The organism is Niveispirillum fermenti, from assembly GCF_048066175.1.
Taxonomy (GTDB): Bacteria; Pseudomonadota; Alphaproteobacteria; order Azospirillales; family Azospirillaceae; genus Niveispirillum; species Niveispirillum fermenti.
The window spans coordinates 198,276-213,746 of sequence record NZ_JBLTXA010000004.1 but is presented as its reverse complement, the minus strand read 5'-3'; the positions used below and the strand labels follow the sequence as shown (position 1 = coordinate 213,746).

The following is a 15,471-nucleotide window of genomic DNA, read 5'->3' as shown; positions in this document are numbered from 1 at the left end:
CAGGCCGATCAGCCCGGCGGCAAATGATGGGGGAAGGATATGATTTGGAAAGGCTCGGAAACATGATTCGCAAGATTGTCGTCGCCACCGCGCTGGTGGCCCTGCTGGCCGGGTGCCAGAACTCGGGCGGCAACAAGCAGACCGGCGGCGCCGTGATCGGTGGCCTGATGGGCGGCTTGGCCGGCAGCCAGATCGGTGGCGGTTCGGGCAAGCTCTGGGCGACGGGTGCCGGTGCCGTTCTGGGCGCGCTGATCGGATCGGAGGTCGGCGCCTCGCTGGACCGTGCCGACCGCCAGGCGCTGGAGCGCAACACCTACGCTTCGTTCAGTGCGCCGTTGAACCAGCCCATCATCTGGGACAACCCCAACAACAATAACCGCGTCATCGTGACGCCGACCCAGGAAGGCCGCCAGGCCGAAACCGGCGCCTATTGCCGCGAATACCAGCAGACGATCATTGTCGGCGGCCGCAGCGAGCAGGCTTTCGGCCGCGCCTGCCAGCAGCCGGACGGCAGCTGGAAGATCGTGAGCTGACGCCAACCCCGCCTCAACCCCCGCCGGGTCACCCCATCCGGCGGGGTTTTTATACGCATGCGCCACCCCCTTCCTGTCGGGCACGCTTGACCCGCCCAAGCCGGGGCGTAGGATGCGGCAGGATTTCCCCCTGTTGCCTTCCCCGTTGCTTCTCTGGTGACCATGCGCGATCCCTACCTGGTCCTTGGCGTGATGCGAAGCGCCTCCGCCGACGATATCAAGCAGGCGTTCCGCCGGCTGGCCAAGCAGTACCATCCCGATCTCAATCCGGGTCGGGCCGACATCGAACAGAAATTCAAGGAAGTCAACGCGGCCTATAGCCTGCTGTCAGACGCCGACAAGCGCGCGCGCTTCGACAAGGGCGAAATCGACGCAGCCGGCAACGAGCGGGCAGGCCACGGTTTCCGCCGCGGTCCCTGGCAGGGCCCGGGCGGTGCGGGCCGCAGCGGGGCCGGGGCCAAGGGCCGCGCCGGCGGGGATGCGGGGGGCGACGATCCCTTCGCCGATGAATTCTTTAATGACATCTTCGGGGCCACCCGCCGCCGCTATTCCGCGGGCGGGGGTTCCGGTGTGAAGGCCAAGGGCGCCGATGTCAGCTATTCGGTGTCGGTCAGCTTCGCCGATGCTTGCCTGGGCGCCAAGCGGCGGCTGACCCTTTCCACGGGCAAGACCATCGATGTCAACATTCCGCCCGGCACACGCGACCAGACACGGCTGCGGCTGAAGGGCCAGGGGCTGCCCGGGCTCGGTGGTGCGGGGGCCGGTGATGCCATCGTCGAGGTGCAGGTCGACAACCATCCGCTGTTCACGCGCAAGGATGACGACATCCATATTGAGGTGCCGGTCACCCTGCCCGAGGCGATATTGGGGGCCGCCATCAAAGTGCCGACGCTGGACGGGCAGGTGGCCGTGAAGGTCCCGGCCGGTGCCAACAGCGGCACCATCCTGCGCCTGAAGGGCAAGGGCATCCCCAATCCCGACCGCAAGGTGACGGGCGACCAATACGTGAAGCTGGTCGTCATGCTGCCCGACAAGCCCGATGCCGAACTGACCAGCTTCATCGAGAAATGGTCCAAGGGCCGCGGCGATTACGACGTGCGGCGCAAGCTGGGGATCGGATAGCACTCATCGGCCTGACAGGGAGGTCTGATATGTATCTGCATTGATCAGATCCTTTGGTCCTGATCAATGCACCCCGCATGCGCCGGGCGCCGCCATCCGGCGGCTGGGCTTGCGCGCGCATGGGCGCGCGGGCGCTCAATGCGCCAACCAAGATGCGATGCGCCAACCAAGATGCGATGAGTTCCACTCAACCCGCCTTGGTATGACAGGAACCGGCGCCCGCCTGCCATCCGTCTGCCACCCGTCTGCCAACGGCTCGGATGCGTGGACGGCGGGGGTGCGGGAGCCCAAGCCCCGCACCCCCGCCGTGACTTGTCACCCGGCAGCCTTGACGCTGTGGTCGATCAGCCGGGCTGGCGGTCAATCCCGCGCGCGGTCCAGGCGATCCTCGATCTTGTCGCCGGCATCTTCCAACTGATCGCCGGCCCGCTCGGCCGCATCATCGATCTTCTCGCCGGCCCGCTCGGCAGGACCCTTGTTGTCGCAGGCGGCCAGCGCCAGGGGGGCGGCGGCCAGGAAGGTGACCAGGGCGAAACGGTTCAGCAGCTTGGTGGACATGGCTCTGCTCGTCTGTTGTTGTTCGATCCGGCGCATTTGACGCCGTTATTCAATCAACAGTGCAGCCACACGGGATGTTCCCTATCCATCCGGTCAGGTGCCTCCCGCTTCTCCCCATCGCCGCACACGGCCCGTATCCAGATCAAACAGGTCAAGGACGCGGCCGATCGTGTGATCCACCATTTCCTCGATGCTGGCAGGCCGGGCATAGAAGGCCGGCACCGGCGGGTAGACGATGGCCCCCATTTCCGTCACGGCAGCCATGGACCGGATATGGCCCAGATGCAGCGGCGTCTCCCGCAGCATCAGCACCAGCCGCCGCCGTTCCTTCAGCACCACGTCGGCCGCGCGGGTCAGCAGGGTGCTGGTGACGCCTGACGCGATCTCCGACAGGGAGCGCACCGAGCAGGGGGCCACGATCATGCCCATGGTCCTGAAGCTGCCCGACGAGATGGCGGCCCCGATATCGGTGATGGAATAGTTCACATCGGCCAGCGCCCTGATGTCGGCAACCTTCAGCCCCGACTCATGCGCACAGGTCACTTCCGCAGACCTGCTCAGAACAAGGTGGGATTCGATGCCAAGCCGGCGTAACGTGGAAAGCAGGCGTATGCCGTAAACAATGCCCGACGCCCCGCTGATCCCGACGATCATCCGTCGGGCCGGTGTGGCGGCCGGGTACTGGTCAGGACCGGAGGAACCGGCCGGCTGTGGGAGGATATCTGCCATGGAGGTGATGTAGCGCCCCCGATGGTTTTCGTCCAGGGTGGCTAGACGACCCTCGAAAAAACCGACCACCCTATCCATATGCATAGACGGACGGATGACAAAACCATGTCAGGATCGTCCATCAGCCATACGGATCGGAAAGGCCGTCCGCGTTTCAGGTTCCAACAATCAGACACGTCCATTGTTCCATCGTTACAGAAGGAGAAGGCCGTATGTTGTTCCCCGAGCGTGTTGAAGCCCTGCGCGTCAAGCACGAAACCCTGGATCGGGAGGTGCGGTTGGAAGCTCGCCGCCCCCTGCCGGATACAACGACCCTGACCCGCCTGAAAATGGAGAAATTGCGCGTGAAGGAGGAGATGGACCGTCTGGCCCGCGCCTGACGGCATCTCCGGCCCGATCAGCCAGAGGAAAGGCCCCCGTCCGAACACCGGACGGGGGCCTTTTGTTTCAATGATGATCGTCCGGCACCGGCCTGTCCGACAGGTAGACCTGCCCGCCCTTTTCCTTGAATGCCGCAGACATGGCGGCCATCCCCTCCTGCGCCGCCGCATAGTCGCGCACTTCCTGTGTGATCTTCATGGAGCAGAATTTCGGCCCGCACATGGAGCAGAAATGCGCCAGCTTGGCGCCTTCCGCCGGCAGGGTCTGGTCGTGGTATTTCTCCGCCGTCTCCGGGTCCAGCGACAGGTTGAACTGGTCGCGCCAGCGGAATTCGAACCGGGCGCGGGAGAGCGCATCGTCACGTTCCTGCGCGCCGGGATGGCCCTTTGCCAGGTCGGCGGCATGGGCGGCCAGCTTGTAGGTGATGACGCCCACCTTCACATCGTCGCGGTCGGGCAGGCCCAGATGTTCCTTGGGCGTGACATAGCAGAGCATGGAGGTACCGAACCAGCCGATCATGGCCGCCCCGATGCCGCTGGTGATGTGGTCGTAGCCGGGTGCGATGTCGGTGGTCAGCGGCCCCAGCGTGTAGAAGGGTGCCTCGCCGCAGACCTTCAACTGCTTGTCCATATTGGCCTTGATCTTGTGCATGGGCACATGGCCCGGCCCTTCGATCATCACCTGCACATCATGCTTCCAGGCGATCTGGGTCAGTTCGCCCAGCGTGTCCAGTTCCGCGAACTGGGCGGCGTCATTGGCATCGGCGATGCTGCCGGGCCGCAGGCCGTCGCCCAGCGAGAAGGCGATGTCATAGGCCTTCATGATCTCGCAGATTTCCTCAAAATGGGTGTAGAGGAAGTTCTCCTTGTGATGGGCCAGGCACCATTTGGCCATGATGGAGCCGCCGCGGCTGACAATGCCCGTCACGCGCCTGGCCGTCAGCGGGATATGGGCCAGCCGCACCCCGGCATGGATGGTGAAATAATCCACGCCCTGTTCGGCCTGTTCGATCAGCGTGTCGCGGAACAGGTCCCAGGTCAGGTCCTCCGCCTTGCCGCCCACCTTCTCCAGCGCCTGATAGATGGGCACCGTGCCGATGGGCACCGGCGAATTGCGGATGATCCATTCGCGGATCGTGTGGATGTTGCGGCCCGTGGACAGGTCCATCACCGTGTCGGCCCCCCAGCGGGTGGCCCAGACCAGCTTGTCCACCTCGTCCGCCACGCTGGAGGTGACCGCCGAATTGCCGATATTGGCGTTGATCTTCACCAGGAAGTTCCGGCCGATGATCATCGGCTCCGTTTCCGGATGGTTGATGTTGTTGGGGATGATGGCACGACCGCGCGCAATCTCGTCCCGCACGAATTCCGGGGTCACGTGATCGGGGATGGATGCCCCGAAATCCTCCCCGTCGCGGGCGGCCTGTCCGGCCAGATGCTGCCGGCCCAGATTTTCGCGGATGGCGACATATTCCATCTCGGGCGTGACGATGCCCTTGCGGGCATAATGAAGCTGGGACACGTTGGCCCCCGGCCTAGCGCGCAGCGGCCGGCGGGATGCGCGGTCGAACAGGGGGACGGGGCTTTCCTGGCCGTCCTTCAGCCCATTATCCTCCGGCTTCACGTCCCGGCCGTCATAGGCTTCCACATCGCCGCGCGCCTTGATCCAGGACCGGCGCAATTCGGCCAGCCCCCGCCGGATATCGGTCCGCACCCCCGGGTCGGTATAAGGGCCGGACGGGTCATAGACCCGCACGGCCGGCTCATCGGCGCTGGGCGAAAGGTCGATCTCCCGCATGGCGACGCGGATGTCGGGGAAGCGTTCTCCCGCCACATGCACCTTGCGCGACGCGGGCAGCGGGCCGGTCGTGACGCGGAATTCGGGATCGGTAATGGTGGTATCTGGCATCTGGACCTCCGTTGGCTGGAGATCCGGGTTTGCGCACGGAACGCGGCGGCACGTGTGGGGCGGTACGGGGCCCCTATGCTTCCATCCCTACGCCGGTACGACCCGGATCAGGTTCGAAGGGTTCCCGCGCCGGTGCCGCCTGTCGGCGGTCCATGCGGTGTCTCAGCCCCTTGCCGGGGTTCCCCTTGGACAGGGCGGAGGGTGCGGCGGCAGGCGGCGGATGTCAAGACGGGGTGTTTCGGTTTCCGCATGGTTGGCATCATGATAGGGTCCGGCCCGTTTGCGGCACACGGGAGAGGCCCCATGTCCCTGCTTCGATCCTTGCTGGCCTCGGGTTTGCTTCTGCTGGCCGTGACCATTCTGGCCGGTGGCGGGACCGGAGATGGGGTCGGCGGCGACGCCTATGACCGCGCCATCGCCGGCATGGACCGGGACCCGGCGGCGGCAGAGGCGGCGATGCGCGGCGCCGGCACCCCGCTGGCCCGGCTGGACCTGCTGCTGTACCTGCATGCCTTCCGCCCGGATGGCCGGCAGGAAATCGCGGCACTGGCCCACGATCTGGCCACTCTGCCAGACGGGCGCACCGATGATTACATGCTGGACGTGCTGGGCCCGCCCCTGCCCTATGACGGCACGGATGAAAGCCTGCTGCCGCTGGTGCGGCTGCTGTCCAGCACGGGGGCGGTGAACAGCCATTCCGCCTTTTATGCCATCCCCTGCGCGGTGCTGGCGCGACGGCCCGGCCTGCTGGCCGCCACGCAGCCGCAGTTCGCCGGCAACCGTGACAATTTCCTGCCCCGGTCGGGATGCGATTGGAACCGGGGTACGGTCACCGGCTTTCCCGACGCCGCCATGACGGCTTTCATGGAAGCCGGGCGGCTGGCGGACGGCGATTTTCTGGGCACCCATGGGGGCACATTACGGTTCGCGCTGGGCGGCCGGCAGGCGGCCCTTCTGGAACAGGCACGGCTGGACCCGGCGGGGCTGCCGCCGGCCCCGCCCGGCAATGGCGGGCCCTATGCGGTCTGGGCCTATCTGTCACCCGCCAACCATCGGGCTTTCATCGGCCGGATACAGCCATCCTACGCGGCCGCAAGGGCGGCACTGACCGCGTATTACCGGCCGGCCCACGGGCAGGAAGCCGAACAGCTGGCGCGCAACGCCCTGTTCGCGGTCGTATGGGGTGGCGATTGCGGGGAGGCTGGGGTGCCGTCCGGCCATGCGCGCACCCTGTTGCTGGATGATGCGCCGGCGGATGCCGTCCGCGCCGCCATGGAAGCCGGTAATACGGACAGGCCGGATGATGCGTTCGCCCGCTGCGCGCGTTGGGCCGGGATCGACCCGCTGTCCCATCTGGCCGCTGCCCGGCGACCCGATCTGCTGCCCGACATGGTGTCCGGGAACGGTCCGGACATGCCCAACGGCTTCGGCAAGACGCCGCTGATGGCCGCGGCGCAGGCCGACCAGCCGGCATCGGTGGCGTGGCTGCTGGACCAGGGCGCGCGGGTGGATGCCGCGACGGCCGAAACCGGCCCCTATGACGCCCCCCGGCATGGGAAGCGCACGGCGCTGCATTATGCCGCCGCCAATGCCGGCCTGCCTGTCATCCGGGCCTTGCTGGCCGCCGGTGCCGATCCCGGCGCGCGGGATGATGAAGGGCTGACGCCGCTGGACTATCTGCGGGGAAATGGCCCCGTGCCCGTCAACCCCCGCCTGGCGACCGGGGATCGGGACCAGGCGGGCACCCTTCTGTCCCCCGACCGGTAGGACAGCCGGAGGGGGACGGATCAGCCCTTTTTCACACCGAACAGATGGGCGGGGCCCGGAAAGGCGCGCGACCGCACCTCTGCCGCATATTCGGCGGCGGCACTGGATATCTGATCCCCCAGCTCGGCATAGCGTTTCACGAATTTGGGCGTAAAGCCGCCGAACAGGCCCAGCATGTCGTCGGACACCAGGACCTGACCGTCACAGGCAGGGCTGGCGCCGATGCCGATGGTGATGGCCGGCACATTCTCCGTGATGGTGCGGGCCAGCGGCTCCACCACCCCTTCCACGACGACGGAGAAGGCACCTGCCTCCGCCACGGCGCGGGCATCTCCCAGAATCTTCTGCTGTTCGGCGTCAGACCGGCCGCGGGCCCGGTAACCGCCCAGCGCGTTGACGGCCTGCGGCGTCAGGCCGACATGCCCCATGACGGGAATGCCGCGCCGGACCAGGAAATCGACGGTTTCCGCCATCTCTTCCCCGCCTTCCAGCTTCACGGCCTGCGCACCCGTTTCCGCCAGCACGCGGGCGGCGTTGCGGAAGGCCTGCTGAGGGCTTTCCTGATAGCTGGCCCAGGGCAGGTCGACGATGACACAGGCCCTGGACGATCCGCGCACCACGGCGGCACCATGATTGATCATCATGTCCAGGGTGACGGGCAGTGTACTGTCCAGCCCGTAAAGCACCATGCCCAGACTGTCGCCGACCAGCAGGCAATCACAGTGCGGGTCCAGCAGGCGGGCCATGGAAACGCTGTAGGCAGTCAGGATGACGACGGGTTCCTGCCCCTTGCGGGCCGCGATGTCGGGCACGCTGACGCGCTTCACCTGGGCGCTGGCACTCATGGCCGTATCCTCCAGTCGTGATTATTTGTGCGTTGCGGCAAGCCCTACATCACTTCGGGGAACAGGTAAAGCACGGCGGGCCGGCCACAAGGGCCGGCCCGTCAAAGGCTGGGGAGAAGAAAAAGGGGCAAGGGCGGGACAAAGGGCGCCTCAAGCCATGGCCATCGCCGCCGTGCGCCGGCCCAGCGCCATCGGCGGGGGCATGGGGGCGACCGTGTCCACCTGGGCCCGCACGCGCCGCACGACCTTCTTATAGGCGCCGCTTTCGATCTGGCGGATGCGCTCCTTGCTGACACCATACTGGCGGGCCAGTGTCTCCAGCGTCACGGGCTGGTCGGCCAGATTGCGCGCGGCGAAGATGTGCCGCTCCCGGTCGCCCAGTTGCGTCAGCGCGTCCGTCATCAGCGCGCGCCGGGCATTCAGCTCACCCTGCTCGGCCAGCCGCTCCTCGACACTGTCCTGGTCATCGGCCAGCAGGTCGATGGCCTCATGGTCACCCTCTTCGCCCACCTGCACGTTCAGCGAACTGACGGGGGTGGCGAAGCGGTGCTCCATCTCCCGCACCTCCTCGATGCTGGCGCTGAGCTTCTCGGCCACCTGTGCGGCTTCCTCATCGCTCATGATCCGGTCATGGATGCCCAGTTTGCGCTGGGTCTGACGCAGATTGAAGAACAGGCGCTTCAAGGTGGCGGTGTTGCCGCCCTTCAGCAGCGACCAGTTATGCAGCACGAAGGACTGCACCTCCGCCCGGATCCACCAAAGGGCATAGGTGGCCAGACGGAAGCCGCGGGTCGGGTCGAAACGCTGCACGGCCTTGATCAACCCGATATTGGCTTCCGACACGAGATCGGCCACGGGCAGGCCGGAGCGGGCATATTTGGCGGCGACCTTCACGGCAAGGCGCATATGGCTGTGGACAAGCTGATCGAAGGCGCGGCGGTCCTGGCGTTCCGTCCAGTCGCGCGCCAGCCTGTCCTCCTGCTCGGGCCGCAGCATGGGATAGCGGTTGGCCTGGGCCGTGAAGCTCCGCAGCAATTCGGGACTTTCGGTGTAACTGGCCATAATCTGTCCTCCCGGATGTCGCACGGGGCACCGGTGCGCCGGCCGCGCCATCCTTCTTAGAATAATTCTAAGATAAGGCGCGGACCATGGGGCCGCAAGCCCGCCAGGGGTCATATCCTCAAGGACATATCGGCCCGGCGCTGCCGGCATCGCTCCAGGGGGGAACAACGCTGAGTGGTGATAGGTTCCGTGGCAAATCAGGCGGGCGGCAGGGGAGCGAGCGCGTCCAGCACAATACCCTCGGTCAGGATCTGCGGCAGGATCACGGGCACCTGTTCGCCCGGCCGGTACAGCAAATAGAGCGGAACGCCGCTGCGGCCATGGCTTTCCAGCACTCGGGCGATGGTGGCATCGCGGTTGGTCCAGTCGCCCTTCAGATAGGTCACGCCCTTCTGGCCCAGCGCCTGGCGCACCCCTGCCGTCGACAATGATGTCCGCTCATTGACCAGACAGGTCACGCACCAGGCCGCCGTGAAATTCACGAAGACCGGCTTGCCCTGGGCCAGCAGGGCGGCCTGGCGGTCCGGAGTCCAGGGCTCGAACCCGGCGGCGGCCGCATCGGCGGTGGCGGTGGGGCCCTGCCCGCCCGCCGCCGTGGGGGCAGCCGTGGTCGCCCCGGCGATGGCGCCGCCCAGGGCCAGCACGGCCAGCACGGTGCCGAACGCACGCATAGCCCCGCCGGACAGCCGCGTCTGGCCATAGACCCAGGCGGCGAACGCGATGGCCACCATGCCGGCCAGCACCGTAGCCAGGGCCGCCGGCCCGGCCTGGATCGACAGGACCCAGAGCAGCCAGGCGGCCGAAGCATAGAGCGGAAAGGCCAAGGCCTGCTTGACCCGATCCATCCAGATGCCCGGCCGGGGCAGGCGCCTCAGCAATGCCGGAGAGAAGGACAACGCCAGGAAAGGCAGTGCCATGCCCAGGCCCAGGGCCAGGAACACCGACAGGGCCACGGGCCAGGGCTGGGTGATGGCGAAACCCAACGCTGTGCCCATGAAGGGTGCCGTGCAGGGTGTGGCAACCACCGTGGCCAGAACGCCGGTGAAGAAGCTGCCCGCCAGCCCGTCACGCCCGGCAAGCCCCTGGCCGACCCCCATGATGGAGCCGCCCAGCGTGAAGACGCCCGACAGCGACAGTCCCAGCAGCAGCATGACATAGGCCAGCACGGCCACGACCAGCGGGTCCTGAAGCTGGAAGCCCCAGCCGATGGCCGCCCCGCCGGCACGCAGCGCGATCAGCGCCCCGGCGACAATGCCGAAGCAGACCAGCACGCCCGCCGTATAGGCGAGCCCGTGCCGCCGCGCCTCCCCCGGCCCATGGCGCATCAGGGCCAGCGCCTTCATGGACAGCACGGGGAACACGCAGGGCATCAGGTTGAGGATGGCACCGCCGGCCAGGGCCAGCAGCAGCGCCGACAACAGGCCGGTCTGCAATCCGGCCGGCGGCGGGGACAGTGCCGCCGCGGGCGGTCCCACGGCCGCCTCCACCGCCAGGGCATGGCGCAGGCTCTGGCCGTCCAGTTGCTCGGTGAAGGTCAGCACGCCCGTGACGGGCCCGGCCGGCAACGCGCCCGCCGGTTCCAGCGTCAGGGTCAGCCCCGCCGCATCCAGGGTGATGGGCTGTGTCGCGTTGGAGGCGGCCACCGTATATTCATGCGGAAAGAAGAACACATCCGTGACACGGCCGCGATCCAGACCAGGGGCGGCCAGGGCCAGCCGATGGGTCTTGTCGCCCGGCGACAGGGTGGCTTCATACGGGCTCGGCACCGGCAGGGCGGCGCGCGCCGCCGCGAACAGCGCCGCCGCGTCGGGGTCCACCGGGGCCGTTTCGGCCAGCACGGGAACGGCGATGGACAGTGCGGCCGATTCGGGGATGCAGATATCCTCGCAGACCAGCCAGTCCACCTGGGCGTCCAGCCTGACCGTCTGGCCGGCCGGCGCATCGGCGGGCACGGTCAGCGGCACCAGCAGATGCACCGTGTCCTTGTAGCCGAAATTGACCAGCGGCCCGATGGGAAACCGCTCGGGCGCCGGCCAGGTAATGGCGTCCGCCTTCCAGCCTTCCGGCAGGGTCCAGGCGATTTCCGTCGGGATGCCGCTATCGCCGGGATTGACCCAATAGGTGTGCCAATGGGGACGGATATTCTGGGTCAGGGCGGCCCAGACGGTCTGGCCCGGCGCCACGCCCGTGGTTTCCAGGGTGATGAAGGTTTCCACATTGTCCGTGGCGGCAATGTTGCTGCGCACGCCTGCCGCGGCCGCGGCAACGGACAGGCCGGCAGCCAGAAACAGGGCGCACAACACGGACAGGCCGTATTTCTTCATCACCAGGAACCATGCAAGAGCGGCGGATCGCCTCCCTATGTAGTGTGCCGGGCGCCCCGGGGCCAGCCCCGGTGTGCCGTCCGGCGGGGATTTCGGGGTATTTCGCCCGGCACGTCCCATGCCGCAAGGCACCAGCCCGCCTGCCCGACCGTCGGAAAGCGGGGCACAAGACCGATTGCCCCCGCCGGGGCACGGCTGTAGGGTCGCAACCCCGCCCCGACCGGCATGCCCCTTGCCGGACCCGCAGGGTCGCCCCCATTTGCCAGGCAACCCCAACAGCATTAAGCCCTTCGAAGGAAGCATCATGGCCACCCACCGTTCCAAGGTCCTGATCATCGGCGCCGGCCCGGCCGGCTATACCGCCGCCATCTATGCCGCCCGCGCCAGCCTGGAGCCGGTGCTGGTCCAGGGCATGACGCCCGGCGGCCAGTTGACCATCACCAAGGATGTGGAGAATTACCCCGGCTTCGCCGACCCGGTGGAGGGCCCGCACCTGATGGAACAGATGCGCGCCCAGGCGGAACGCTATGGCACGAAGATGTTCTTCGACATCATCAGCGACGTCGATTTCACGCAGCGCCCCTTCGTCTGCAAGGCTGACAGCGGGGATGAATTCGTGGCCGACACCGTGATCATCGCCACGGGCGCACAGGCCCGCTGGCTGGGCATCCCCGGCGAGCAGCATTACCAGGGGGCCGGCGTCTCCGCCTGCGCCACCTGCGACGGGTTCTTCTTCCGCGGCAAGGAAGTGGCCGTGATCGGTGGCGGCAATACCGCGCTGGAAGAAGCGCTGTACCTGACCCACCATGCCTCCAAGGTTACCCTGATCCATCGCCGCGACAGCTTCCGCGGCGAGCGTATCCTGCAGGAGCGTGTGGCCAGCAATCCCAAGATCGAAATCGTCTGGGACAGCGTGGTGGAGGAGATACTGGGCCAGGGCGGCTCCAGTTTCACCGACCCCAAGCTGGTCACGGGCGTGCGTCTGCGCAACGTCAAGACGGACGGCGTCACCGAACTGTCGCTTGACGGCGTCTTCGTCGCCATCGGCCATGATCCGGCCACCAGCGTCTTCAAGGGCAAGGTGCGTATGGACGATGAAGGCTATATCGTCACCGACCCGGACAGCACCCGCACCAACGTTCCCGGTGTCTTCGCGGCCGGCGACGTGAAGGACAAGGTATTCCGCCAGGCGGTCACGGCCGCCGGCATGGGGTGCATGGCGGCGCTGGAAGTGGAACGTTTCCTCGCCGGCCATTGATTCGACAACCGGCACGGGAAATCACGGTTAACGCACCCGACAGGCAGGTCAAAACATACCTCCGCCTGTCGGGATGATACCACCTAAGGGCAGGATGCCGGGGACTTTCGGCGCCGAACTGTTGCAAGAACAATACGATAGCTTGCGGTCGATCGACAAATTGATGACAAGCCCTAGCATTGGCGGCGGGGGCTGTATATCATCCATGCGTCGGGCGCATTCCCGTGTTCGACCAACAGGACAGGGCGCCAGGGACGTCATCCGGCGTTCGGCAGTTGCGCCACTATCTAGGGACGGGTCCATGGACTGGGACAAGCTTCGCGTCTTTCACGCTGTGGCAGAGGCGGGCAGCTTCACGCATGCGGGGGAAACCCTGAACCTCAGCCAGTCGGCGGTCAGCCGGCAGATCAGCGCGCTGGAGGAAAGCCTCCATGTGCCGCTGTTCCATCGCCATGCACGCGGGCTGATCCTGACGGAACAGGGCGAGTTGCTTTATCGCACCGCGCGGGAAGTGTTCGCCAAGCTCTCGATGACGGAGGCGATGCTCTCCGAATCGAAGGAACATCCGAAGGGCCCGCTGAAGGTCACGACCACCATCGCACTGGGCTCCACCTGGCTGACACCGCGGGTGAAGGACTTCCTGTCGCTCTATCCGGATGTGCAGCTCACGCTGCTGCTGGATGATAATGAGCTGGACCTGTCGATGCGGGAGGCGGATATCGCCATCCGCCTGTCGGCCCCGCGTCAGCCGGACCTGATCCAGCGCCACCTGATGACGGTGCGTGTCCATCTCTATGCCCACAAATCCTACATCGAAAAGCGCGGCGTGCCGCAATCGGTGGCGGAATTGGACCAGCATGACCTGATCGCCTACCCCAACGAGGCGCGGGCGCCGGTCACCAACATCAACTGGGCCCTGCATGTCGGCGACCCGCCGGGCGGGGAGCGTCGCACCGCCCTGCGCGTCAACAGCCTCTATGCCATGTTCCGCGCCGTGCAGTCCGGCCTGGGTATCGCATCCCTGCCCGACTATGTGGTGGACGGACAGCCGGATATCGTTCGCGTTCTGCCGGAAGTCAGCGGCCCGCGCATCGATGCCTATTTCGTTTACGCGGAAGAATTGCGCCATTCCAAGCGCATTGCCGTCTTCCGTGATTTCCTGGTCAAGAAGGTGGCTGAGACGTTCCCGTCAAGCCATGCATCAAACGCATAACTCGGGCTTGGCTTCACCCCTGGTATAATCGGCCAAGATGCATAAATCTTAGGCCATCGCTGCTGCGACGCAGCGGCGATGTTTCACCCCGATTTACCCGGTCGGGGTTGGGTCTTTGACCCAGCGTCTCCCAGACGTGAAGCCTCCCTGTTCAACTCGGCCGGAAGCCCATGGCTTTCCGGCCGTTTTTTTGTCTGGATATCATTGCCCAACCAGCAGGCACCCCGCTGCCCGTCCGATAGGCACACCCTTGCTGGCCATCGCCCCGCCCCGGACCAGGGAGCCGGGACAGGGCGAATCAGGCATGGGCAGAAGAGAGGGTTACGGCCCCGGCTTTGCCACCGGTGCATATTCCAACGGAACCCATCCATATCCCGTTCCCTCGGCGCGCACATGGCCGATGCCGGGGAACGGCAGATGGGCACCGGCAACCCAGATCCGCTTGCCCGCTGTCCATTCCAGCAGGCGCTTGCGCGTGGCCACGGCCCGGTTGCTGTCGATATCGAACTCGATCGCAACCTCCGGACGGGCGAACTGCACGGCGTGGCTATGGATGATGTCACCCCAGACCAGCAGGCTTTCGTCACCCACGGTCAGCAGGAAGCCGCTATGCCCCGGCGTGTGGCCGCCCGCCTCAACGGCACGGATACCGGCCAGCAATTCCTCATCGGCCGCGAAACTCTTGAAACGCCCAGCCGCCTGATAGGGGGCGACGGCATCCCGTGCCATCTTGAAGAAGGGCTGCGCATCGGCCGGCGCCTTGGCCGCCACTTCCGCGCTCAGCCAGAAATCGATATCGGCCTGGGAGGCGCGAACCGTGGCGTTGGGAAAGGCCGCCTTGCCATCGCGCGACAGCAGCCCCCCGGCATGGTCGGGATGCAGATGGGTCAGCAGCACGGTGTCGATGCGGGAGGGCTCATACCCGGCCGCCCGGATATTGGCGACCAGCCCGCCGGCGTCCGGCCCCAGCAGTCCGGCGGCACCGCTATCCACCAGCACCAGGCGGTCACCGGTATTGACCAGATAGGCGTTCACTGCCGTCTGGACCCCCTCGGCCGATGACAGGAACCGGGCGGCCAGCAGGCTTTCCAGATCATCGGCGGTGATGTTCTTCAACAGGCTGGTGGACAGGCGCAGATTGCCGTCATAGATGGCCGTGACCTCCATCGTGCCCAGCTTGAACCGGTGAAAGCCGGGGGCCTGCGTCCATTGCCGGGCAACGGCATCGGCCGCAAGTGCGGCGGGCACCGCCGGCACCAGCAGGGCGGTCGAAGCCAGGGCCGCCAGGACAAGCCCGAGGAGGGGGGACGATCGATGCGGCATGTTGCTTCCTTTGCGTGTCGGGATGGATGATCCGATGATTGTGCCGGCTGTCCCCCTGTGGCGACGGTAGCCCGCACGAGCGCTGCTGTGGCAGTCGCCGCCGCACCAGCTTGAGATGAGTTCTACTCATCTCAAGCTATTAGTATAAGACTATCCGCCTGTACAGTTCCGGCGGCCGCGGTGCGGGTATAGGATGGGCCCATGGCAATATCCGGCATCAGCAATGGCAGCACCGGCAGCTATACAGCGCCGGCCCCGCCGACGCCCCAAGGGGCGCCGGGCAAGCAGTCTGCCGATCCCGCGCCGGCCCCGCCACCACCGGCCCCAGCCCCCGCATCGCGGCTGCCCGACAGAAACCTGCCCCCGGTCCCACCGGTCACAATGGACCCTGTGCAGCCCGTGCAGCTTCGCGGCTACCTGCTGGATATCCGCGTCTGACAGCATCACG

At 66.5% G+C, this 15,471-nt stretch carries 14 protein-coding genes and 1 riboswitch; of the genes, 7 read left to right on the top strand and 7 right to left on the bottom strand.

Features of this window, described 5'->3' with window-relative positions; genetic code table 11:
- Window positions 1-62: 62 nt before the first annotated feature.
- Together ACM9LZ_RS06080 and ACM9LZ_RS06075 are read left to right on the top strand one after the other, a co-directional pair.
- Window positions 63-533, top strand: coding sequence for an RT0821/Lpp0805 family surface protein (locus tag ACM9LZ_RS06080; RefSeq protein WP_416618456.1), 471 nt, complete (start codon window positions 63-65; stop codon window positions 531-533).
- Window positions 534-695: 162 nt separating this feature from the next.
- Window positions 696-1,655, top strand: coding sequence for a DnaJ C-terminal domain-containing protein (locus tag ACM9LZ_RS06075; RefSeq protein WP_416618455.1), 960 nt, complete (start codon window positions 696-698; stop codon window positions 1,653-1,655).
- A gap of 360 nt (window positions 1,656-2,015) precedes the next feature.
- Here ACM9LZ_RS06075 and ACM9LZ_RS06070 read toward each other — a convergent pair whose 3' ends face one another.
- Both ACM9LZ_RS06070 and ACM9LZ_RS06065 read right to left on the bottom strand, forming a co-directional pair.
- Entirely contained in the window at window positions 2,016-2,213 is a 198-nt protein-coding gene (locus ACM9LZ_RS06070; RefSeq protein ID WP_416618454.1) for a hypothetical protein, read from the bottom strand.
- A gap of 93 nt (window positions 2,214-2,306) precedes the next feature.
- The gene (locus ACM9LZ_RS06065; RefSeq protein WP_416618550.1) at window positions 2,307-2,867 is read right to left on the bottom strand and encodes a UbiX family flavin prenyltransferase; all 561 of its coding nucleotides are present in this window, start codon (window positions 2,865-2,867) and stop codon (window positions 2,307-2,309) included.
- A 287-nt stretch (window positions 2,868-3,154) separates the two neighbouring features.
- Between ACM9LZ_RS06065 and ACM9LZ_RS06060 the strand changes: the two genes are divergently transcribed.
- Entirely contained in the window at window positions 3,155-3,322 is a 168-nt protein-coding gene (locus tag ACM9LZ_RS06060; RefSeq protein ID WP_416618453.1) for a YdcH family protein, read from the top strand.
- 67 nt (window positions 3,323-3,389) lie between these two features.
- On the opposite strand, the gene thiC is transcribed toward ACM9LZ_RS06060, so the two are convergent.
- A complete protein-coding gene (gene thiC, locus ACM9LZ_RS06055; RefSeq protein ID WP_416618452.1) occupies window positions 3,390-5,231 on the bottom strand; it encodes a phosphomethylpyrimidine synthase ThiC in 1,842 nt (613 codons plus the stop codon).
- Between the two features lie 67 nt (window positions 5,232-5,298).
- Window positions 5,299-5,427, bottom strand: a riboswitch (TPP riboswitch).
- Between the two features lie 107 nt (window positions 5,428-5,534).
- Between thiC and ACM9LZ_RS06050 the strand changes: the two genes are divergently transcribed.
- Window positions 5,535-6,998 carry an ankyrin repeat domain-containing protein gene (locus tag ACM9LZ_RS06050; protein WP_416618451.1) on the top strand — a complete coding sequence of 488 codons (1,464 nt, stop codon included), beginning with the start codon at window positions 5,535-5,537 and terminating at the stop codon, window positions 6,996-6,998.
- 20 nt (window positions 6,999-7,018) lie between these two features.
- Here the strand turns inward: ACM9LZ_RS06050 and panB are convergent, their stop codons facing one another.
- The 3 genes from panB to ACM9LZ_RS06035 form a co-directional block, all read right to left on the bottom strand.
- The gene (gene panB / locus ACM9LZ_RS06045; RefSeq protein WP_416618450.1) at window positions 7,019-7,843 is read right to left on the bottom strand and encodes a 3-methyl-2-oxobutanoate hydroxymethyltransferase; all 825 of its coding nucleotides are present in this window, start codon (window positions 7,841-7,843) and stop codon (window positions 7,019-7,021) included.
- Between the two features lie 150 nt (window positions 7,844-7,993).
- On the bottom strand, window positions 7,994-8,905 hold the full coding sequence (locus ACM9LZ_RS06040) for an RNA polymerase factor sigma-32 (protein WP_416618449.1): 912 nt from the start codon (window positions 8,903-8,905) through the stop codon (window positions 7,994-7,996).
- Window positions 8,906-9,102: 197 nt separating this feature from the next.
- Window positions 9,103-11,229, bottom strand: a complete 2,127-nt coding sequence (locus tag ACM9LZ_RS06035) for a protein-disulfide reductase DsbD family protein (protein ID WP_416618448.1) — start codon at window positions 11,227-11,229, stop codon at window positions 9,103-9,105.
- A gap of 304 nt (window positions 11,230-11,533) precedes the next feature.
- Here ACM9LZ_RS06035 and trxB point away from each other — a divergent pair, with 304 nt between their 5' ends.
- Both trxB and ACM9LZ_RS06025 read left to right on the top strand, forming a co-directional pair.
- Complete coding sequence (gene trxB, locus ACM9LZ_RS06030) at window positions 11,534-12,487, top strand: thioredoxin-disulfide reductase (RefSeq protein WP_416618447.1); 954 nt, start codon at window positions 11,534-11,536, stop codon at window positions 12,485-12,487.
- 301 nt (window positions 12,488-12,788) lie between these two features.
- On the top strand, window positions 12,789-13,700 hold the full coding sequence (locus ACM9LZ_RS06025; RefSeq protein WP_416618446.1) for a LysR family transcriptional regulator: 912 nt from the start codon (window positions 12,789-12,791) through the stop codon (window positions 13,698-13,700).
- 321 nt (window positions 13,701-14,021) lie between these two features.
- Here the strand turns inward: ACM9LZ_RS06025 and ACM9LZ_RS06020 are convergent, their stop codons facing one another.
- Window positions 14,022-15,023: an MBL fold metallo-hydrolase gene (locus tag ACM9LZ_RS06020; RefSeq protein ID WP_416618445.1), complete on the bottom strand. Its 1,002-nt coding sequence runs from the start codon at window positions 15,021-15,023 to the stop codon at window positions 14,022-14,024.
- Between the two features lie 201 nt (window positions 15,024-15,224).
- Here ACM9LZ_RS06020 and ACM9LZ_RS06015 point away from each other — a divergent pair, with 201 nt between their 5' ends.
- Window positions 15,225-15,461, top strand: coding sequence for a hypothetical protein (locus ACM9LZ_RS06015; RefSeq protein WP_416618444.1), 237 nt, complete (start codon window positions 15,225-15,227; stop codon window positions 15,459-15,461).
- The last annotated feature ends 10 nt before the right edge of the window (window positions 15,462-15,471 follow it).